Origin of the sequence: Streptomyces sp. NPDC060209, from assembly GCF_042728155.1 — a bacterium.
Classification (GTDB): domain Bacteria; phylum Actinomycetota; class Actinomycetes; order Streptomycetales; family Streptomycetaceae; genus Streptomyces.
Genome location: NZ_JBHWZS010000056.1, coordinates 21,198 through 36,130, shown reverse-complemented (window position 1 = coordinate 36,130; position 14,933 = coordinate 21,198). Strand labels below are relative to the sequence as shown.

At 70.1% G+C, this 14,933-nt stretch carries 16 protein-coding genes; 9 read left to right on the top strand and 7 right to left on the bottom strand.

Annotated elements, in window-relative coordinates:
• Positions 1-68 precede the first annotated feature (68 nt).
• Positions 69-563, bottom strand: coding sequence for an inorganic diphosphatase (locus ACFWFI_RS14070; RefSeq protein WP_387389066.1), 495 nt, complete (start codon positions 561-563; stop codon positions 69-71).
• An 86-nt stretch (positions 564-649) separates the two neighbouring features.
• Here ACFWFI_RS14070 and dacB point away from each other — a divergent pair, with 86 nt between their 5' ends.
• The 7 genes from dacB to ACFWFI_RS14035 all read left to right on the top strand — a co-directional run bounded on the left by dacB (position 650) and on the right by ACFWFI_RS14035 (position 8,842).
• On the top strand, positions 650-2,134 hold the full coding sequence (dacB, locus tag ACFWFI_RS14065) for a D-alanyl-D-alanine carboxypeptidase/D-alanyl-D-alanine endopeptidase (protein WP_387389076.1): 1,485 nt from the start codon (positions 650-652) through the stop codon (positions 2,132-2,134).
• A gap of 48 nt (positions 2,135-2,182) precedes the next feature.
• Entirely contained in the window at positions 2,183-3,328 is a 1,146-nt protein-coding gene (locus tag ACFWFI_RS14060; protein ID WP_387389064.1) for a zinc-dependent metalloprotease, read from the top strand.
• 269 nt (positions 3,329-3,597) lie between these two features.
• A complete protein-coding gene (tilS, locus tag ACFWFI_RS14055; protein WP_387389062.1) occupies positions 3,598-4,671 on the top strand; it encodes a tRNA lysidine(34) synthetase TilS in 1,074 nt (357 codons plus the stop codon).
• Between the two features lie 98 nt (positions 4,672-4,769).
• Positions 4,770-5,309 carry a hypoxanthine phosphoribosyltransferase gene (hpt, locus tag ACFWFI_RS14050; RefSeq protein ID WP_014155504.1) on the top strand — a complete coding sequence of 180 codons (540 nt, stop codon included), beginning with the start codon at positions 4,770-4,772 and terminating at the stop codon, positions 5,307-5,309.
• A 210-nt stretch (positions 5,310-5,519) separates the two neighbouring features.
• Complete coding sequence (ftsH, locus tag ACFWFI_RS14045) at positions 5,520-7,568, top strand: ATP-dependent zinc metalloprotease FtsH (protein ID WP_387389060.1); 2,049 nt, start codon at positions 5,520-5,522, stop codon at positions 7,566-7,568.
• A gap of 184 nt (positions 7,569-7,752) precedes the next feature.
• Positions 7,753-8,358: a GTP cyclohydrolase I FolE gene (folE, locus tag ACFWFI_RS14040; protein WP_387389058.1), complete on the top strand. Its 606-nt coding sequence runs from the start codon at positions 7,753-7,755 to the stop codon at positions 8,356-8,358.
• Between the two features lie 133 nt (positions 8,359-8,491).
• Positions 8,492-8,842: a VOC family protein gene (locus tag ACFWFI_RS14035; RefSeq protein WP_387389056.1), complete on the top strand. Its 351-nt coding sequence runs from the start codon at positions 8,492-8,494 to the stop codon at positions 8,840-8,842.
• Between the two features lie 19 nt (positions 8,843-8,861).
• Here the strand turns inward: ACFWFI_RS14035 and ACFWFI_RS14030 are convergent, their stop codons facing one another.
• The 6 genes from ACFWFI_RS14030 to ACFWFI_RS14005 all read right to left on the bottom strand — a co-directional run bounded on the left by ACFWFI_RS14030 (position 8,862) and on the right by ACFWFI_RS14005 (position 13,398).
• On the bottom strand, positions 8,862-9,347 hold the full coding sequence (locus ACFWFI_RS14030) for a DUF3180 domain-containing protein (RefSeq protein WP_387389054.1): 486 nt from the start codon (positions 9,345-9,347) through the stop codon (positions 8,862-8,864).
• A 70-nt stretch (positions 9,348-9,417) separates the two neighbouring features.
• Positions 9,418-10,029, bottom strand: a complete 612-nt coding sequence (folK, locus tag ACFWFI_RS14025) for a 2-amino-4-hydroxy-6-hydroxymethyldihydropteridine diphosphokinase (protein WP_387389051.1) — start codon at positions 10,027-10,029, stop codon at positions 9,418-9,420.
• Positions 10,026-10,385, bottom strand: a complete 360-nt coding sequence (folB, locus tag ACFWFI_RS14020) for a dihydroneopterin aldolase (RefSeq protein ID WP_387389049.1) — start codon at positions 10,383-10,385, stop codon at positions 10,026-10,028. The genes folK and folB overlap by 4 nt, the downstream gene beginning before the upstream one ends.
• Before the next feature lie 193 nt (positions 10,386-10,578).
• Positions 10,579-11,061, bottom strand: a complete 483-nt coding sequence (locus ACFWFI_RS14015) for a nuclear transport factor 2 family protein (protein ID WP_387389046.1) — start codon at positions 11,059-11,061, stop codon at positions 10,579-10,581.
• Positions 11,058-11,918 carry a dihydropteroate synthase gene (gene folP, locus ACFWFI_RS14010; RefSeq protein ID WP_387389043.1) on the bottom strand — a complete coding sequence of 287 codons (861 nt, stop codon included), beginning with the start codon at positions 11,916-11,918 and terminating at the stop codon, positions 11,058-11,060. The genes ACFWFI_RS14015 and folP overlap by 4 nt, the downstream gene beginning before the upstream one ends.
• A gap of 304 nt (positions 11,919-12,222) precedes the next feature.
• The gene (locus ACFWFI_RS14005) at positions 12,223-13,398 is read right to left on the bottom strand and encodes an ABC transporter ATP-binding protein (protein ID WP_387389040.1); all 1,176 of its coding nucleotides are present in this window, start codon (positions 13,396-13,398) and stop codon (positions 12,223-12,225) included.
• Between the two features lie 141 nt (positions 13,399-13,539).
• Between ACFWFI_RS14005 and ACFWFI_RS14000 the strand changes: the two genes are divergently transcribed.
• Together ACFWFI_RS14000 and ACFWFI_RS13995 are read left to right on the top strand one after the other, a co-directional pair.
• Positions 13,540-14,259 (top strand): ABC transporter permease, encoded by a 720-nt coding sequence (locus ACFWFI_RS14000; protein WP_387389037.1) that lies wholly within the window; start codon positions 13,540-13,542, stop codon positions 14,257-14,259.
• Positions 14,260-14,261: 2 nt separating this feature from the next.
• Positions 14,262-14,933, top strand: a complete 672-nt coding sequence (locus ACFWFI_RS13995; RefSeq protein WP_387389035.1) for an ABC transporter permease — start codon at positions 14,262-14,264, stop codon at positions 14,931-14,933.

Below are 14,933 nucleotides of genomic sequence, written 5' to 3'. Positions count from 1 at the left end.
GAGGCGGTCGGCCCCATGTGCCGCTATCCGCGCCGTCCCGCTCACAAGCGGAAGCCGGAGGAACTGCGTCAGTGCGAGCCGCCCTGCGCCTCGAGGCGCTTGTAGGAGGCCTCGATCTCGGCCTCGGCCTCGGTGCGGCCGACCCAGTCGGCGCCCTCGACGGACTTGCCGGGCTCCAGGTCCTTGTAGACCTCGAAGAAGTGCTGGATCTCCAGGCGGTCGAACTCCGACACGTGGTGGATGTCGCGCAGGTGCTCCACCCGAGGGTCGGACGCCGGGACGCACAGCAGCTTGTCGTCGCCGCCGGCCTCGTCGGTCATCCGGAACATGCCGATGGCGCGGCACTTGATGAGGCAGCCGGGGAATGTCGGCTCCTCGAGGATGACCAGCGCGTCCAGCGGGTCGCCGTCCTCGCCGAGGGTGTTCTCGACGAAACCGTAGTCGGCCGGGTAGCTGGTCGAGGTGAAGAGTCGACGGTCCAGACGGATCCGACCGGTCTCGTGGTCCACCTCGTACTTGTTCCGCGAACCCTTCGGGATCTCGATAACGACGTCGAACTCCACGGGTGGCTCCTCCATGATCAACACATACGACTGGTGGTTAAGTGTCCCTCACGCAGATGAGTGCTCGCGAAAGGGGCTGGTCAACGGTGGCCGAGCCGGTGGAGAGACCGACGGACGAGCCGTTGAACGGGTGGGGCAGGTGGAAAGCCCCGAAGTACCTGAAGGGTGGGAGCGGACCGAACGACCTCCGGCTCGTCGCAGGCTCCGCGGTGCTCGGCCTGGTGGTCGCCGCCGGTGCCGTCCTGGCCACCGGTCCCTGGGACTCCGGTCAGCGTAAGGCCGAGCGGGACCGGGCGGCCGTCCAGCAGCGCGCAGGTGGCGCACATCACGAAGGGACCGCGCCCGACGGGCCGGAGCCGGCAGCCAGCGCGCCCGCCGTCCTGAGCGCCCTCGGCACCACGGGCGGTGTCACTGCCCCGGCGGGTGCGAGCGGCCTGAAGACCGCCCTCGCACCGCTGCTGGACGCGCCCGCACTCGGCCCCGTACGCACCGCCGTGGTCGTCGACGCGGCCACCGGCAAGCAGTTGTACGCGCGGGGCGCGACGACCCCCATGACCCCCGCGTCCACCGTGAAGATCGCCACGACCGCTGCCGCGCTCTCCGCGCTCGGCCCCGCCCACCGCATCGCGACGACGGTCACGCTGTCCCCGGACTCCCGGACGCTCACCCTTGTCGGCGGCGGCGATCCCACCCTGGACAAGGCGGCCCTGCGCGCCCTGGCCGCCGGCACGGCACGCTCCTTGCGCGACGGCGGCACAGGGTCCGTGCGGCTGACGTACGACACCTCGCGCTACTCGGGTCCGGCCCTCCACCCCATCGGCCCCAACGAGAACATCGCGCCGGTGAGCGCGCTCATGGCCGACGAGGGCCGCCTCGACAGGAGCGACCGGGGACCGGCCCCCCGTACCGACGACCCCGCGGGTGACACCGCGCGTACATTCGCGGACCTTCTCGGCGACGCGGGCGTCGTCACCCGGTCCGCGCCCTCGTCCGGGAAGGCCGCTGCCGGGTCCCGCACGGTGGCGACGCACCTGTCGAAGCCGCTCTCCGCCCTGGTCGAACGCGCTCTGACCAACAGCGACAACGACATCGCCGAGGCCCTGGCCCGGCAGACCGCGTTGAAGGCCGGGGAGCCCGCCTCCTTCGCCGGGAGCCGCCGCGCCGTCACTGCCCGGCTGAAGGCGCTCGGCCTGCCGATGGCCGGTGCCCGGCTCGCGGACGGCAGCGGGCTCGACCGCGCGGACAAGGTGACGGCAGGCCTCCTGGCCGAGCTGCTCGCGCTCGCCGCCGGACCGGACCACCCCGAGCTGCGGCCCGTCCTCACCGGTCTCCCGGTCGCCGGATTCAGCGGCACGCTCGGCGACCGCTACACCGCGACGTCCCCGGCGACCGGCCTGATCAGGGCCAAGACGGGCACCCTCACCGGGGTGAACAGCCTCGCCGGAACCGCGGTCGACGCACAGGGCCGGCTGCTCGCCTTCGCCTTCCTGGCCTCGGGCACCACATCCCCGGACGAGGCGGAGGCATCGCTCGACACCCTGGCCACCACCCTCACCAAAGGCACCCCGTGAGCGGCTGACACCCCACCATGGAGCGACCACCTCACGTACGGTTGACGCATGACGAGCATCGGTGGTGCCGAGATGGTCGACTGGAATCTCGCGGTCGCGACCGCGACCCGGTTCGTGCGGCCGGGTCCCGAGATCAGCCGCGAGGAGGCCCGCGCCGTCGTCGCGGAGCTCCGCCGGCACGCCAAGGCCTCGGAGGAGCACGTCCGTTCGTTCACCCGGATGATCCCGGACGGGCACGAACCCGAGGACACCCCGGTCCTGGTCGTCGACCGGGCCGGCTGGATCAGGGCCAACGTCGCGGGCTTCCGTGAGCTGCTGCGTCCGCTGCTCGGAAAGATGCAGGACCGCCGCGGCAGCGGCCCGGGCAACGCCGTGCTGGGCGCGGTCGGCGGCAAGGTGACCGGCGTCGAGCTGGGCATGCTGCTGTCGTTCCTGGCGTCCCGGGTCCTCGGGCAGTACGAGACCTTCGCCCCCGCCACCCGGGAGCTGCCCGCGTCCTCCAAGGGGGGCGGCAGGCTGCTGCTGGTCGCCCCCAACATCGTCCACGTCGAACGGGAACTCGAGGTCGACCCGCACGACTTCAGGCTCTGGGTGGCCCTCCACGAGGAGACCCACCGCACCCAGTTCACCGGGGTTCCCTGGCTCCGTGACCATCTGCAGGGCGAAATCCAGTCGTTCCTCGACGAGACCGACGTCGACCCGATGACCGTGCTCGAACGTCTCCGCGAGGCCGCGCAGGCCTTCTCGGGCGGCAGCCGTCCCGAGGGCGAACGGGGGGAGGAGGGCGACGACGGCGGGCGCAGCCTCGTCGAGATCGTCCAGACGCCCGCCCAGCGCGAGATCCTGGGCCGCCTCACCGCCGTGATGTCTCTGCTCGAGGGGCACGCGGACTTCGTGATGGACGGGGTGGGCCCCGACGTGGTGGCCTCCGTCGCCGAGATCCGGGAGAAGTTCCAGAAGCGCAGGGCGCGCGGCGCGAGCCGGCTCGACCTGGCACTGCGCAAGCTCCTGGGGCTCGACGCCAAGCTGAGGCAGTACCGCGACGGCGAGAAGTTCGTCCGGGCCGTGGTGGACGAGGTCGGTATGGACGGCTTCAACCGGGTGTGGACCTCCCCCAACACCCTGCCCACCAAGGCGGAGATCGCCGCACCGGCGGACTGGGTGGCGCGGGTGCACCGTAAGGCAGATTCGTGATCCAGGGCCTTTCGTTCGGATCAGGCTGGATCAGGGTGCGGTGCCGGGGCGCGCGAGCCCAGCGTGATTCACGCGAGAGGTCCTGGGCCGGTCCGGTGGCAGAAGATTGCCTCTCCAATCACCCATCCGAGGGACCATAGGGGCATGGGAAGGCGTGCAATGCTCGATGGACGGCTTGGCTCTGTCACCATCGACGCACTCTGAGTGACGGGACTTCGTCCCGCACGCTCCGAGGCACCCCCCAAAACTTCACCCGAAGGGCACCGGACATGGGTCCCCATCCTGCGGTCGCGGCGATACGCCTGGCGGTCCGCCGCGTACTCCACGACGTCGTCACCGAACACAACCGTCAGAACGAACAGGCGGGACACGCCGAGTTCGCCGAAGCAGGGGCGGGCGGGCGGCGTTCCGCGCTCCCTGAGCGGCCGGACACCCCGCTGGTGCTCGTGGCATGCTCCGGGGGCGCCGACTCCATGGCTCTCGCCTCCGCCCTCGCCTTCGAGTCGCGCAAGCTGCCCGTCCGCGCCGGCGGCATCACCGTCGACCACAATCTCCAGCCCGGCTCCGGGCTCCGCGCCGACGAGGTCGTCGCCCGCCTCGCCGAGATGAGCCTCGACCCGGTCGAGGCCGTCGCAGTGCAGGTCGGCCGCGACGGCGGGCCCGAGGCCGCGGCCCGCGACGCCCGCTACGCCGCCCTGGACGCCGCGGCGGAACGCCACGGCGCGGTCGCCGTGCTCCTCGGCCACACCCGCGACGACCAGGCCGAGACCGTCCTGCTGGGCCTCGCCCGGGGTTCGGGTATCCGTTCCCTCTCCGGGATGGCCGCCGCCTCGGGCCCCGCCGGCCGCTACCGCCGCCCGTTCCTCCAGCTCGACCGGCAGACGGCCCGAAAGGCCTGCCTGGTCCAGTCGATCCCCGTCTGGGACGACCCCCACAACATCGACCCCGCCTACACCCGCTCCAGGCTGCGCCACGAGGGCCTGCCCGCCCTGGAGAAGGCGCTGGGCAAAGGCGTCGTGGAGGCCCTCGCCCGTACGGCGCAGCTCTCCCGTGACGATGCCGACGCCCTCGACACCTGGGCCGCCGAGGCCGCCCGCTCGGTCCGCGACGACGCCGGACGGCTGGAGTGCGCCAAGCTTTCCGTGCTGCCGCCCGCGGTGCGACGCCGGGTGCTGCGCCGGGCCGTGATCGACGCCGGGTCTCCCGCGGGTTCGCTCTTCGCCCGCCACATCGAGGAAGTCGACCGGCTCATCACCGGCTGGCGGGGCCAGGGCGCCATCAACCTGCCCGGCCGCGTCGAGGTGCGGCGGCAGGGTGGCAGACTGGTGATTCGGCAGAGCTGAAGCGCAAGCGGCTGAAGTGCAGGCGAAACGCCGGTCCGGCCCGGGGAACAGTCCGGTCCGGCAGGGCAGAGAAAGAGACGCGGGTGAACGAGAAGGACATGGGCACCGACCTTCAGTCGGTGCTCCTCACCAAGGAAGAGATCGACGCGAAGCTCGTCGAGCTTGCAGCGAAGATCGACGCGGAGTACGCGGGCAAGGACCTGCTCATCGTCGGCGTGCTCAAGGGCGCGGTGATGGTCATGGCGGACCTGGCCCGCGCGCTGTCCACCCCCGTCACCATGGACTGGATGGCCGTCTCGTCGTACGGCGCCGGCACCCAGTCCTCGGGCGTCGTCCGGATCCTCAAGGACCTCGACACCGACATCAAGGGCAAGCACGTCCTGATCGTCGAGGACATCATCGACTCCGGTCTGACGCTGTCCTGGCTGCTGACCAACCTCGGCTCGCGTGAACCCGCGAGCCTGGAGGTCTGCACGCTGCTCCGCAAGCCGGATGCCGCGAAGGTCGCGATCGACGTGAAGTGGGTCGGCTTCGACATCCCCAACGAGTTCGTCGTCGGCTACGGGCTGGACTACGCGGAGAAGTACCGCAACCTCCCCTTCGTCGGTACGCTCGCGCCTCACGTCTACGGCGGCTGAGGCAACCGCCCCGACAGGGCCCGGCCGAACCCGGCCGGACTCCCGGGAACCCTCGCGGTGTTCCCGCCGTTGGAGCCTTCGAAGACGGGTTTGTCAGACCTCCCCTGCGGTCACGGGTGACAATGCTGGGGTACCGTCCGAAGAACAGTCTTTTCTCACAGCAGCATTTACCTACGGGCAGGAGGGACGGGGCGACTTCGCTCCGTATGGATGGACGTGAAGCGATACTTCCGTGGGCCGGTCATGTGGATCGTGCTGGCCGTCCTCGCCGTGGTCGTGTTGATGCAGGTCGTCGGCTCGTCCGGCGGCTACAAGACGGTGGACACCGGCAAGGTGATCCAGGCGATCAGCAAGAACCAGGTGGAACAGGCCAAGCTGACCACCGGTGACGAACAGATCCTGAAGATCGAGCTGAAGGACAAGCAGAAGCTCAAGGGCGAGTCCGGCAGCAAGTTCCAGGCGAGCTACATCGGCAACCAGGGTGTCGAGCTCGCAGACACACTGCAGAAGAAGTTCGAGAGCGGTGACATCGAGAAGGGTTACACCGTCTCGCCGTCGAAGCAGTCCCCGTTCGTCTCGATCCTTCTCTCGCTGCTGCCCTTCGTCCTGATCGTGGTCGTGTTCCTGTTTCTGATGAATCAGATGCAGGGCGGCGGCTCCAAGGTCATGCAGTTCGGCAAGTCCAAGGCCAAGCTGATCACCAAGGACACGCCGAAGACGACGTTCGCCGATGTGGCGGGGTCGGACGAGGCCGTCGAGGAACTGTACGAGATCAAGGAATTCCTCCAGGAGCCGGCGAAGTTCCAGGCCGTCGGCGCCAAGATCCCCAAGGGCGTCCTGCTGTACGGGCCGCCCGGTACGGGTAAGACGCTGCTCGCTCGCGCCGTCGCAGGCGAGGCGGGCGTCCCGTTCTACTCGATCTCCGGTTCCGATTTCGTCGAGATGTTCGTCGGTGTCGGTGCCTCCCGTGTCCGTGACCTCTTCGAGCAGGCCAAGGCGAACGCTCCGGCGATCGTCTTCGTCGACGAGATCGACGCCGTCGGACGGCACCGCGGTGCCGGCATGGGCGGCGGCCACGACGAGCGCGAGCAGACGCTCAATCAGCTGCTCGTCGAGATGGACGGCTTCGACGTGAAGGGCGGCGTCATCCTGATCGCCGCCACGAACCGGCCGGACATCCTCGACCCGGCGCTGCTGCGCCCGGGACGCTTCGACCGGCAGATCGCCGTCGACCGGCCGGACATGCAGGGTCGCCTCGCGATCCTCAAGGTGCACCAGAAGGGCAAGCCGGTAGCGGAGGACGTCGACCTCAACGCGGTCGCCCGTCGTACGCCCGGTTTCACCGGTGCCGACCTGTCGAACGTGCTGAACGAAGCGGCGCTCCTGACGGCGCGCAGCAACAAGAAGCTGATCGACAACCACATGCTCGACGAGGCCATCGACCGCGTCGTGGCGGGCCCGCAGAAGCGGACCCGGATCATGTCCGAGAAGGAAAAGAAGATCACCGCGTACCACGAGGGCGGACACGCCCTGGTCGCGGCGGCCTCACCCCAGTCGGACCCGGTCCACAAGATCACGATCCTCTCCCGCGGCCGTGCCCTCGGTTACACGATGGTGCTCCCGGAGGAGGACAAGTACTCCACGACGCGCAATGAGATGCTCGACCAGCTGGCTTACATGCTGGGCGGGCGCGCGGCCGAGGAGCTGGTCTTCCACGACCCGACGACCGGTGCTGCGAACGACATCGAGAAGGCCACTGCCACGGCCCGCGCGATGGTCACGCAGTACGGCATGACCGAGCGTCTCGGTGCGATCAAGTTCGGTGGAGACAACACCGAGCCGTTCGTGGGCCGGGAGATGGGCCATCAGCGCGACTACTCGGAAGAGGTCGCGGCGCTCGTCGACGAAGAGGTCAAGAAGCTCATCGAGACCGCGCACAACGACGCGTGGGAAATTCTCGTCGAGAACCGCGACATCCTCGACGCCCTGGTCCTCGAGCTCCTCGAGAAGGAGACGCTCGGCAAGGAGCAGATCGCCGAGATCTTCGCCCCGATCGTGAAGCGCCCGGCTCGCCCGGCGTGGACCGGTTCCGCCCGTCGTACTCCGTCGACGCGTCCGCCCGTGCTCTCTCCCAAGGAGCTCGCCCTCACCAACGGCTCTGCCAATGGCTCGGGTACTCCGGAGATCGCCCCGACGGACATCACGAAGAACACCGGCACCTCCACTGAGGCGCTCCCCGAGGATCGCCCCGAGAGCTAGCCCCTGCCCGCCCCGGTGTGGCCCCTGTCACGGGGGCTCCACCAGGCCCGGAATGGATGCCGCGCCCCCCAGGTTCTAGCCTGTGGGGGCGCGGCTTTTCCGTATGCCTGCGCTGTGCCTGCCGTAATTCCGTGAGGGCCGGGCGGGTCCGCGCATGTGACTGCACAGAGGAACGAGGCACAGAATGACCGACCCGGTGACGCTCGACGGGCAGGGCTCGATCGGCGTATTCGACGAGAAGCGGGCCGAGTCCGCCGTACGGGAGCTCCTCATCGCTGTCGGGGAGGACCCTGACCGCGAGGGCCTGCGCGAGACGCCGGGCCGGGTGGCACGTGCGTACAAGGAGATATTCGCGGGCCTCCACCAGGAGCCCGAGGACGTCCTGACGACGACGTTCGACCTCGGTCACGACGAGATGGTGCTGGTCAAGGACATCGAGGTGTTCAGCACCTGTGAGCACCACCTGGTGCCGTTCCACGGTGTTGCGCACGTCGGCTACATCCCGGCGACCAGCGGCAAGATCACTGGGCTCTCGAAGCTGGCCCGGCTGGTCGACGTCTATGCCCGGCGGCCGCAGGTCCAGGAGCGGCTCACCACGCAGATCGCCGACTCCCTGATGGCGATCCTGGAGCCGCGGGGGGTCATAGCCGTTGTCGAGTGCGAGCACATGTGCATGTCGATGCGTGGCATCCGCAAGCCCGGAGCCAAGACGATCACGTCCGCGGTCCGCGGCCAACTGCGCGATCCGGCCACGCGCGCCGAGGCGATGAGCCTCATCATGGCGCGCTGAAGCGGGAACGGGCCGAGAAGGCCCGGGACGGCGCGGACCCCGGCCCGGGAGCGATGAGTTCGTGGGCCGGGGGGAGTCGACCGTAGTGGAAAGCCGGCCGTACGGCCGGATCCACCAGGATAGGAGCCTTCTGATGTCATTCACCCACGTGCTCGCCGTAGCGCCCGTGATCGCCATCGGGCCGGCGGTGGAGTGGTACGAGAGGCTTTTCGGCCGCCCGGCCGACGCGAGGCCGATGGACGGGCTGGCCGACTGGCACATCACGCCGTACGCCTGGCTCCAGGTCTTCGAGTCGCCCGAGCATGCCGGCGGGACGCTGGTGAATCTGGTGGTCGACGATCTGGACCGGGCGCTCTCGGATCTCGCGGACCGGGGGATCGCGGCCGGGGAGATCCGGCCCGGCTCGCGCGGTGTGCGGTTCGCCTCCGTCCACGACCCCGATGGCAACCGGGTCACCCTGGTCGAGAACCCGGTGGCCGACTGAGGCTTCTGGTGGACCTGCTCTATGCGGCCTGGGCCGTGTTCCGCTCGTCGTCCCGGTCGTCCGGAAGCTTGCAGACACGTTCGAGGAAGACGGCGGCGGCGACGACCGCGATACCGGCCAGGACGGCGAAGCCCGCGTAGATCGCCTGGTCCCGCCGCGGCGGGACGTCGAGGGAGCCGAGCAGGAAGACGCCCGTGCCGCCGTACATCCCCGCGACCAGGGCGGCGACGAGTGCGCTGGCCTGGCCGAAGACCAGGGCGCGCGCCGCCATCATCGGCTCCACGCCCTTCGCCCCGGGGCGCCGCTCCCGCTGCGCCCGCAGCCGTGCGCGGATCGACAGAGCCGTCGCCAGCAGGACGACGGCGATCACGGCGAGCACGATGGGCGCGGCGAGCGGCACGCTCGGCAGTGTCCCCAGGGCGTCCCAGAGGCGGGCTCCGCCCCAGGACAGCACGCCGGCTCCGGCGAAGAGTCCGGCCAGGAGGCCGAGCCGTAGTTGCTTCACCGAGAGTGCCGCCCTTCGTCGCCGTTGCCCGTGTCATTCGCCCGTGGGCGGTCGTCCTTGAGCCTAACGACTACTCGGGGAGACGGAGTTCCAGGTCGGGCCGGGGGAGCACTCCCTCGCGGCCGACACCGGCCAGCAGTTCGGCGACCGGGCCGGCGCCGGGCAACTGGGCCTCGGGGTCCACGTCGTGCCAGGGGGCGAGGACGAAGGCGCGCTCCCGGGCGCGGGGGTGCGGGAGGGTCAGCAGGGGGTCGTCGGAGACCACGTCGGCGTACGACACGATGTCGACGTCGATCGTGCGCGGCCCCCAGCGCTCCTCGCGGACCCGGTCGAAGGCCTCCTCGATGGCCTGGCCGCGCTCCAGCAGGGACGAGGGGGGCAGGGTCGTCTTCACGACGATCACCGCGTTGAAATACGACGGCTGGGAGCCCGGGTCGACGCCCCAGGGCTCCGTCTCGTAGACCGGGGAGACCGCTTTGACCCGAAGTCCGGGGGTGTCCTCCAGCGCGTCGATGGCGCCCTGAAGCGTCTCCAGGCGGTTGCCGAGGTTGGAGCCGAGGGAGATCACGGCCAGTTTGGGGTTGGAGAGGGTGACGTCCGCGGCGTCGACCTGCTCGACCACGGCTGCGGGAACCGGCTGTACGGTCGGGTCGCTCTGCCCCTCGGTGGAAAATGCAGTCATGCTCGGCTCCGGGTGATGGTGATGGTCACGTCGTCGAAGGGGACGGTGATGGGGGCGTCCGGCTTGTGGACGACGACCTCGACCTCCTGGACCCCTTCGTGCTTGAGGCACTGCTGCGCGATGCGTTCCGCGAGCGTCTCGATCAGATCGACCGGATCACCTTTGACGACGTCGACGACCTCTTCCGCGACCACGCCGTAGTGAACGGTCTTCGACAGGTCGTCGGCGGCTGCCGCGGGGCGGGTGTCGAGGCCGAGCACCAGGTCCACGATGAAGGTCTGGCCCTCTTCCCGTTCCTTGGGGAAGACACCGTGGTGCCCACGGGCCTTGAGGCCGCGCAGCGCGACACGATCCACGCGAATCACTCCTGCTGTTCGTCGTCTCTGGAGGCACCTGGCCGCGTGCGGGCGGTGAGGTGCCGTCTTTCGAATCTACCCGCGAGCACCGACAGCGCCCGCCCGCGGGGGCGCGGACCGGCCCGGCGGGGGGTTGGTAGCCGCGTATACCCCGTGATCGGGGAGCCCAATCCCCGGGGCGCGTTCCGTCCGCTCAGGCGGTCGGCTCTTCGTCCTCTTCCTCACCGGTTTCGGCCAGTACGGGGGAGCCGTGGTGGGACCAGAGCTTCCAGCCCTCCGGTGTGCGCCGGAACACATTGGTGGCGACGACGAGCTGGCCGACGAGTGGGCCGAGCGCGTTGCCCTCCTCCGCGGGACCACCGCTGAGGATGTTCTCGGTACAGGTCACCAGAGCTGTGTCGCCGGTCATGGAGACCCCGACATCGGTCAGGAAGAACTGGATGTACTCGGTGTTCGCCATGATCAGCGCGTAGCTCCGCAGCACCTCGCCACGGCCCGTGAGGACCGGCCAGCCCGGGTGGACGCAGGAGACGGTGAGGTCCTCGCCGGGCAGCCACAGGCCGGAGAGCTCGTCGAAGTCGCCGCGTTCCATCGCCTCGTAGAAGGCGGTGTTCGCCTGCTCCACCGCGGCGATGTCCGCGGCGGCCTCCTCGTGCTCGTCGCGCGCGGCGCTCACGCGGCTCCCTCGACGGCCCGGGCGACCCGGACCGCGTCCGCCGTCGGCCGTACCGCGTGCACCCGGACCGCCCAGGCGCCTGCCGCGGCGGAGAGGGCGGAGATCGCGGCCGTGGCGGCGTCCCGCTCCCGGGCCGGCGGCGGTGCCGCACCCTCGGCCGCCAGGACATGGCCGAGGAACCGCTTGCGGGAGGCGGCGACGAGCAGGGGCCTGCCCAGTTCGCGCAGCCGGTCGAGATGCGCGACGAGTGCGAGGTCCTGGGCGGCGTCCTTGGCGAAGCCGAGCCCCGGATCGATCACCAGCTTCTCGGGGTCCACGCCGCCCTCGACGACGGCCTCCATGCGCTCCCGGAGCTCCGCGACGACGTCGCCGACGACGTCCCCGTAGACCGCGCGGCTGTTCATCGATTCGCTGAAACCGCGCCAGTGCATGACGACGAACGGCACTCCGGCATCGGCGACGACCGGGATCATGCCCGGGTCGGCGAGGCCGCCGCTCACGTCGTTGACCAGGGCCGCACCGGCGGCGACGGACTGTTCGGCGACGACGGCCCGCATGGTGTCCACGGAGACGGTGACGCCCTCGGAGGCCAGCCCTCGCACGACCGGGATCACGCGCCGCAGTTCCTCGGCCTCGTCCACCCTGCTCGCGCCCGGGCGGGTCGACTCGCCGCCGACATCGATCAGATCCGCACCTTCGGCCACCAGTTCGAGGCCGTGCTTGATCGCTGCCGTGGTGTCGAACCAGTGGCCTCCGTCGGAGAAGGAGTCGGGCGTCACATTGACGACTCCCATGACCGCGCAGCGGTCCCACTCCGGCAGACCCCGAACCGTGCCCCGTCCTCGCAACGTACTCATGCGACCAGCCTAGGCCCGGGAAGGGGGAGGTCGGGCCGCGCCGGCGCGGTGATCACCACCGGATCCGTCACTGGCCGGGCCCGGCACCACGCCCGGGAGGCCCTCCGGCGGGAGCCCGCCGCCGTGATCCCGTCACCCGGGATCCATCCGCGCCCGTTCAGCCGGACGGACGGCGCCGACGGCTCGCGCGCCCGGGCGGCGGGGGAAAGGACCCGCGCGGGCCACGCGTCCTCCTCGGTAGCGGAGGGGTGCGTGTGAAGGCCTCCACGGGGCCGTACGCGCCCGCCGCCGAGGGGCGGCCCGCTCATCGGGAGCCGACGCCCGCCACGGTCTCCACGGCGACCTCGGCCCGGGGCACGTCCTGTGCGTCCGCGTCGATCGAGCGGCGCAGGGCCTCGTGGAGGCGGGCAGGAGTGAGTACGCCCAGGAAACGGCCGGCGCCCTCCTTGTCGATGACGGCGATCCAGCCCGCGTCGTGCTGCAGCATCGTGGCGAAGGCCTGCTTGAGCGGCGCGCCGAGCGGGAGCCAGGCCTCCATGCGCCGGGCGTGCTCACGGACCGTGCCCCTGGCGGTCGCCCCGTCGTCCGCCGGGATCCAGCCGTGCAGATTGTCCTGGCCGTCCAGGACGACCGCCCAGCGCGCGCCGTCGGCCCGGAGCCGTTCGGTCGCCTTCGCCAGTGGATCGTCGAGATGGACGACCGGCGGCTGGTCCAGGTCGCTCTCCTCGATCGGCGTGACCGAGAGCCGCTTCAGTCCTCGGTCCGCCCCGACGAAGTCGGCGACGTACGGCGTCGCCGGAGCCCCGAGCACCGTGGCCGGGGTGTCGAACTGCTCGATGCGGCCGTTCCCGTACACGGCGATCCGGTCGCCGAGCCGGACGGCCTCCTCGATGTCATGGGTGACGAACAGCACGGTCTTGCGGACCTGTGCCTGCAGTTTCAGGAATTCGTTCTGCAGCCTTTCCCGTACGACCGGATCGACCGCGCCGAAAGGCTCGTCCATCAGCAGGACCGGCGGGTCCGCGGCCAGGGCCCTTGCCACGCCGACGCGTTGGCGCTGACCGCCGGAAAGCTGCTCGGGATAGCGGCCGCCATAAACGGACGGATCCAGTCCGACGAGATCGAGCAGTTCTGCCGCGCGCTTCCTGCCCTTTTCCCGCCCCCAGCCGAGGAGATGGGGAACGGTGGCGGTGTTCTCCAGGACCGTTTTGTGCGGGAAGAGCCCGACCTGCTGGATCACATAGCCGATACGCCGGCGGAGCCGGACGGGATCGATGGTCGATATGTCGTCCCCATCGAGAAATATCCGGCCGTCGGTCGGTTCGATCAGACGGTTCACCATTTTCATGGTGGTCGTCTTGCCGCAGCCGGAAGGTCCGACGAGCGTGACCAGTTCACCCTCGGCGACCTCGAAGGAAAGGTCGTCGACGGCGGTGGTGCCGTCCGCGTACCGCTTGGTGACGTGCTCGAAACGGATCATGATTCCCCATTGTGACGCGGGTTCTGTGAAGGCCATGTTGCCGGAATACGACAGCCTCGGCGATTGTCGGTGGTCGGGGATAGGGTCACCCAGGACCGGACCCGGGGCGGCATCGCGAGGGCAAACAGGAGGTGGGGGCGGATGGCCGAGCAGAACTGCCTGGTGGCGAACGACTGGATCTGCGGAGAGTATCTGCGCTCCCGCAGCCATGAGTTGACCGAGGCGACCGTCCAGCACATCTGGATCACGGTGGTTTCCGTGCTGATAGGGCTCGCGGTGGCATTTCCGCTCGCGCTGCTCGCGCGCCGGGGCCGGCATTTCGCGGGTCCGGTGCTGGGTCTGACCACCGTGCTCTACACCGTGCCGTCACTCGCGATGTTCTCGCTGCTGCTGCCGCTCTTCGGGCTGTCCGCGGCGCTCGTCGTCACCGGCCTGGTGCTCTATTCACTGACCATTCTCGTACGCAACATCCTGGCGGGCCTCGAAGCGGTCCCGCAGGAGGCCAGGGAAGCCGCGAAGGGCATGGGCTACGGGCCGGTCCGGCTCCTCTGGGAGGTCGAACTCCCCCTCGCGCTGCCCGCGCTGATGGCCGGACTGCGGATCGCCACGGTGTCGACGGTCGCGCTGACCACGGTCGGCTCCCTCGTCGGCAAGGGCGGCCTCGGAAATCTCATCGAGGACGCCCTGCCGAGCTTCTTCAAGGCCCAGGTGCTCACCGCGTCCGTGCTCTGCGTGCTGCTCGCGGTGGCCGCGGACCTGCTGTTGCTCGGCGTGCAACGCCTGCTCACGCCCTGGACCCGGATACGGACGCCCGCAGGGGTGTCCGACGGGCCGGGCATCGCCAAGACGGAGGCCGGCTGACCATGGGAGTCATAGGGGAGGCCTGGGCCTGGCTCACCACCGGCGCCAACTGGTCGGGGGAGGGCGGGGCGGCGCACCGGCTGGCCGAGCACCTGTACGTCAGCGGCGTCGCCCTCGCGGCGGCCTGCGTCATCGCCCTGCCCGTCGCGCTGTATCTCGGGCACGTGGGCAAGGGGGGCGGGCTGGCCGTCAACATCTCCAACGTGGGCCGGGCGGTCCCGGTGTTCGCGGTGCTGGCCCTCTTCATGATGACGCCCCTGCGGAACTCCGGCTATCTGCCCACGGTCATCGCGCTGGTGCTGTTCGCCGTGCCCCCGCTGCTGACCAACGCCTACGTCGGGATGACGGAGGTGGACCGGTCGGTGCTGGAGGCCGCGCGCGGCATGGGCATGTCCGGCGCGCAGCTCTTCGTACGGGTCGAGCTCCCGCTCGCCTACCCGATGATCATGACCGGTCTCCGGTCGGCCGCCGTCCAGGTGATCGCCACCGCCTCGATCGCGGCGATGGTCGGTCTCGGCGGCCTGGGGCGGATCATCACCGCCGGATTCAACACCTACGACACCGCACAGGTCTTCGCGGGCGCCGTGCTGGTCGCCCTCCTGGCTCTGGTGGTGGAGGGCGTTCTCGTGGCGCTGGACCGGCTGCTGTCGCCCCTGCGCCGCCGGACCGTTTGA

What these genes read in the sequence shown, in the direction of transcription:
- ACFWFI_RS14060 (WP_387389064.1), top strand. Translation starts at nt 2,183, where the DNA reads ATGACGAGCATCGGTGGTGCCGAGATGGTCGACTGGAATCTCGCGGTC.
- tilS (WP_387389062.1), top strand. Translation starts at nt 3,598, where the DNA reads ATGGGTCCCCATCCTGCGGTCGCGGCGATACGCCTGGCGGTCCGCCGC.
- hpt (WP_014155504.1), top strand. Translation starts at nt 4,770, where the DNA reads ATGGGCACCGACCTTCAGTCGGTGCTCCTCACCAAGGAAGAGATCGAC.
- ftsH (WP_387389060.1), top strand. Translation starts at nt 5,520, where the DNA reads ATGGACGTGAAGCGATACTTCCGTGGGCCGGTCATGTGGATCGTGCTG.
- folE (WP_387389058.1), top strand. Translation starts at nt 7,753, where the DNA reads ATGACCGACCCGGTGACGCTCGACGGGCAGGGCTCGATCGGCGTATTC.
- ACFWFI_RS14035 (WP_387389056.1), top strand. Translation starts at nt 8,492, where the DNA reads ATGTCATTCACCCACGTGCTCGCCGTAGCGCCCGTGATCGCCATCGGG.
- folK (WP_387389051.1), bottom strand. Translation starts at nt 10,029, where the DNA reads ATGACTGCATTTTCCACCGAGGGGCAGAGCGACCCGACCGTACAGCCG.
- folP (WP_387389043.1), bottom strand. Translation starts at nt 11,918, where the DNA reads ATGAGTACGTTGCGAGGACGGGGCACGGTTCGGGGTCTGCCGGAGTGG.
- ACFWFI_RS14005 (WP_387389040.1), bottom strand. Translation starts at nt 13,398, where the DNA reads ATGATCCGTTTCGAGCACGTCACCAAGCGGTACGCGGACGGCACCACC.
- ACFWFI_RS14000 (WP_387389037.1), top strand. Translation starts at nt 13,540, where the DNA reads ATGGCCGAGCAGAACTGCCTGGTGGCGAACGACTGGATCTGCGGAGAG.
- ACFWFI_RS13995 (WP_387389035.1), top strand. Translation starts at nt 14,262, where the DNA reads ATGGGAGTCATAGGGGAGGCCTGGGCCTGGCTCACCACCGGCGCCAAC.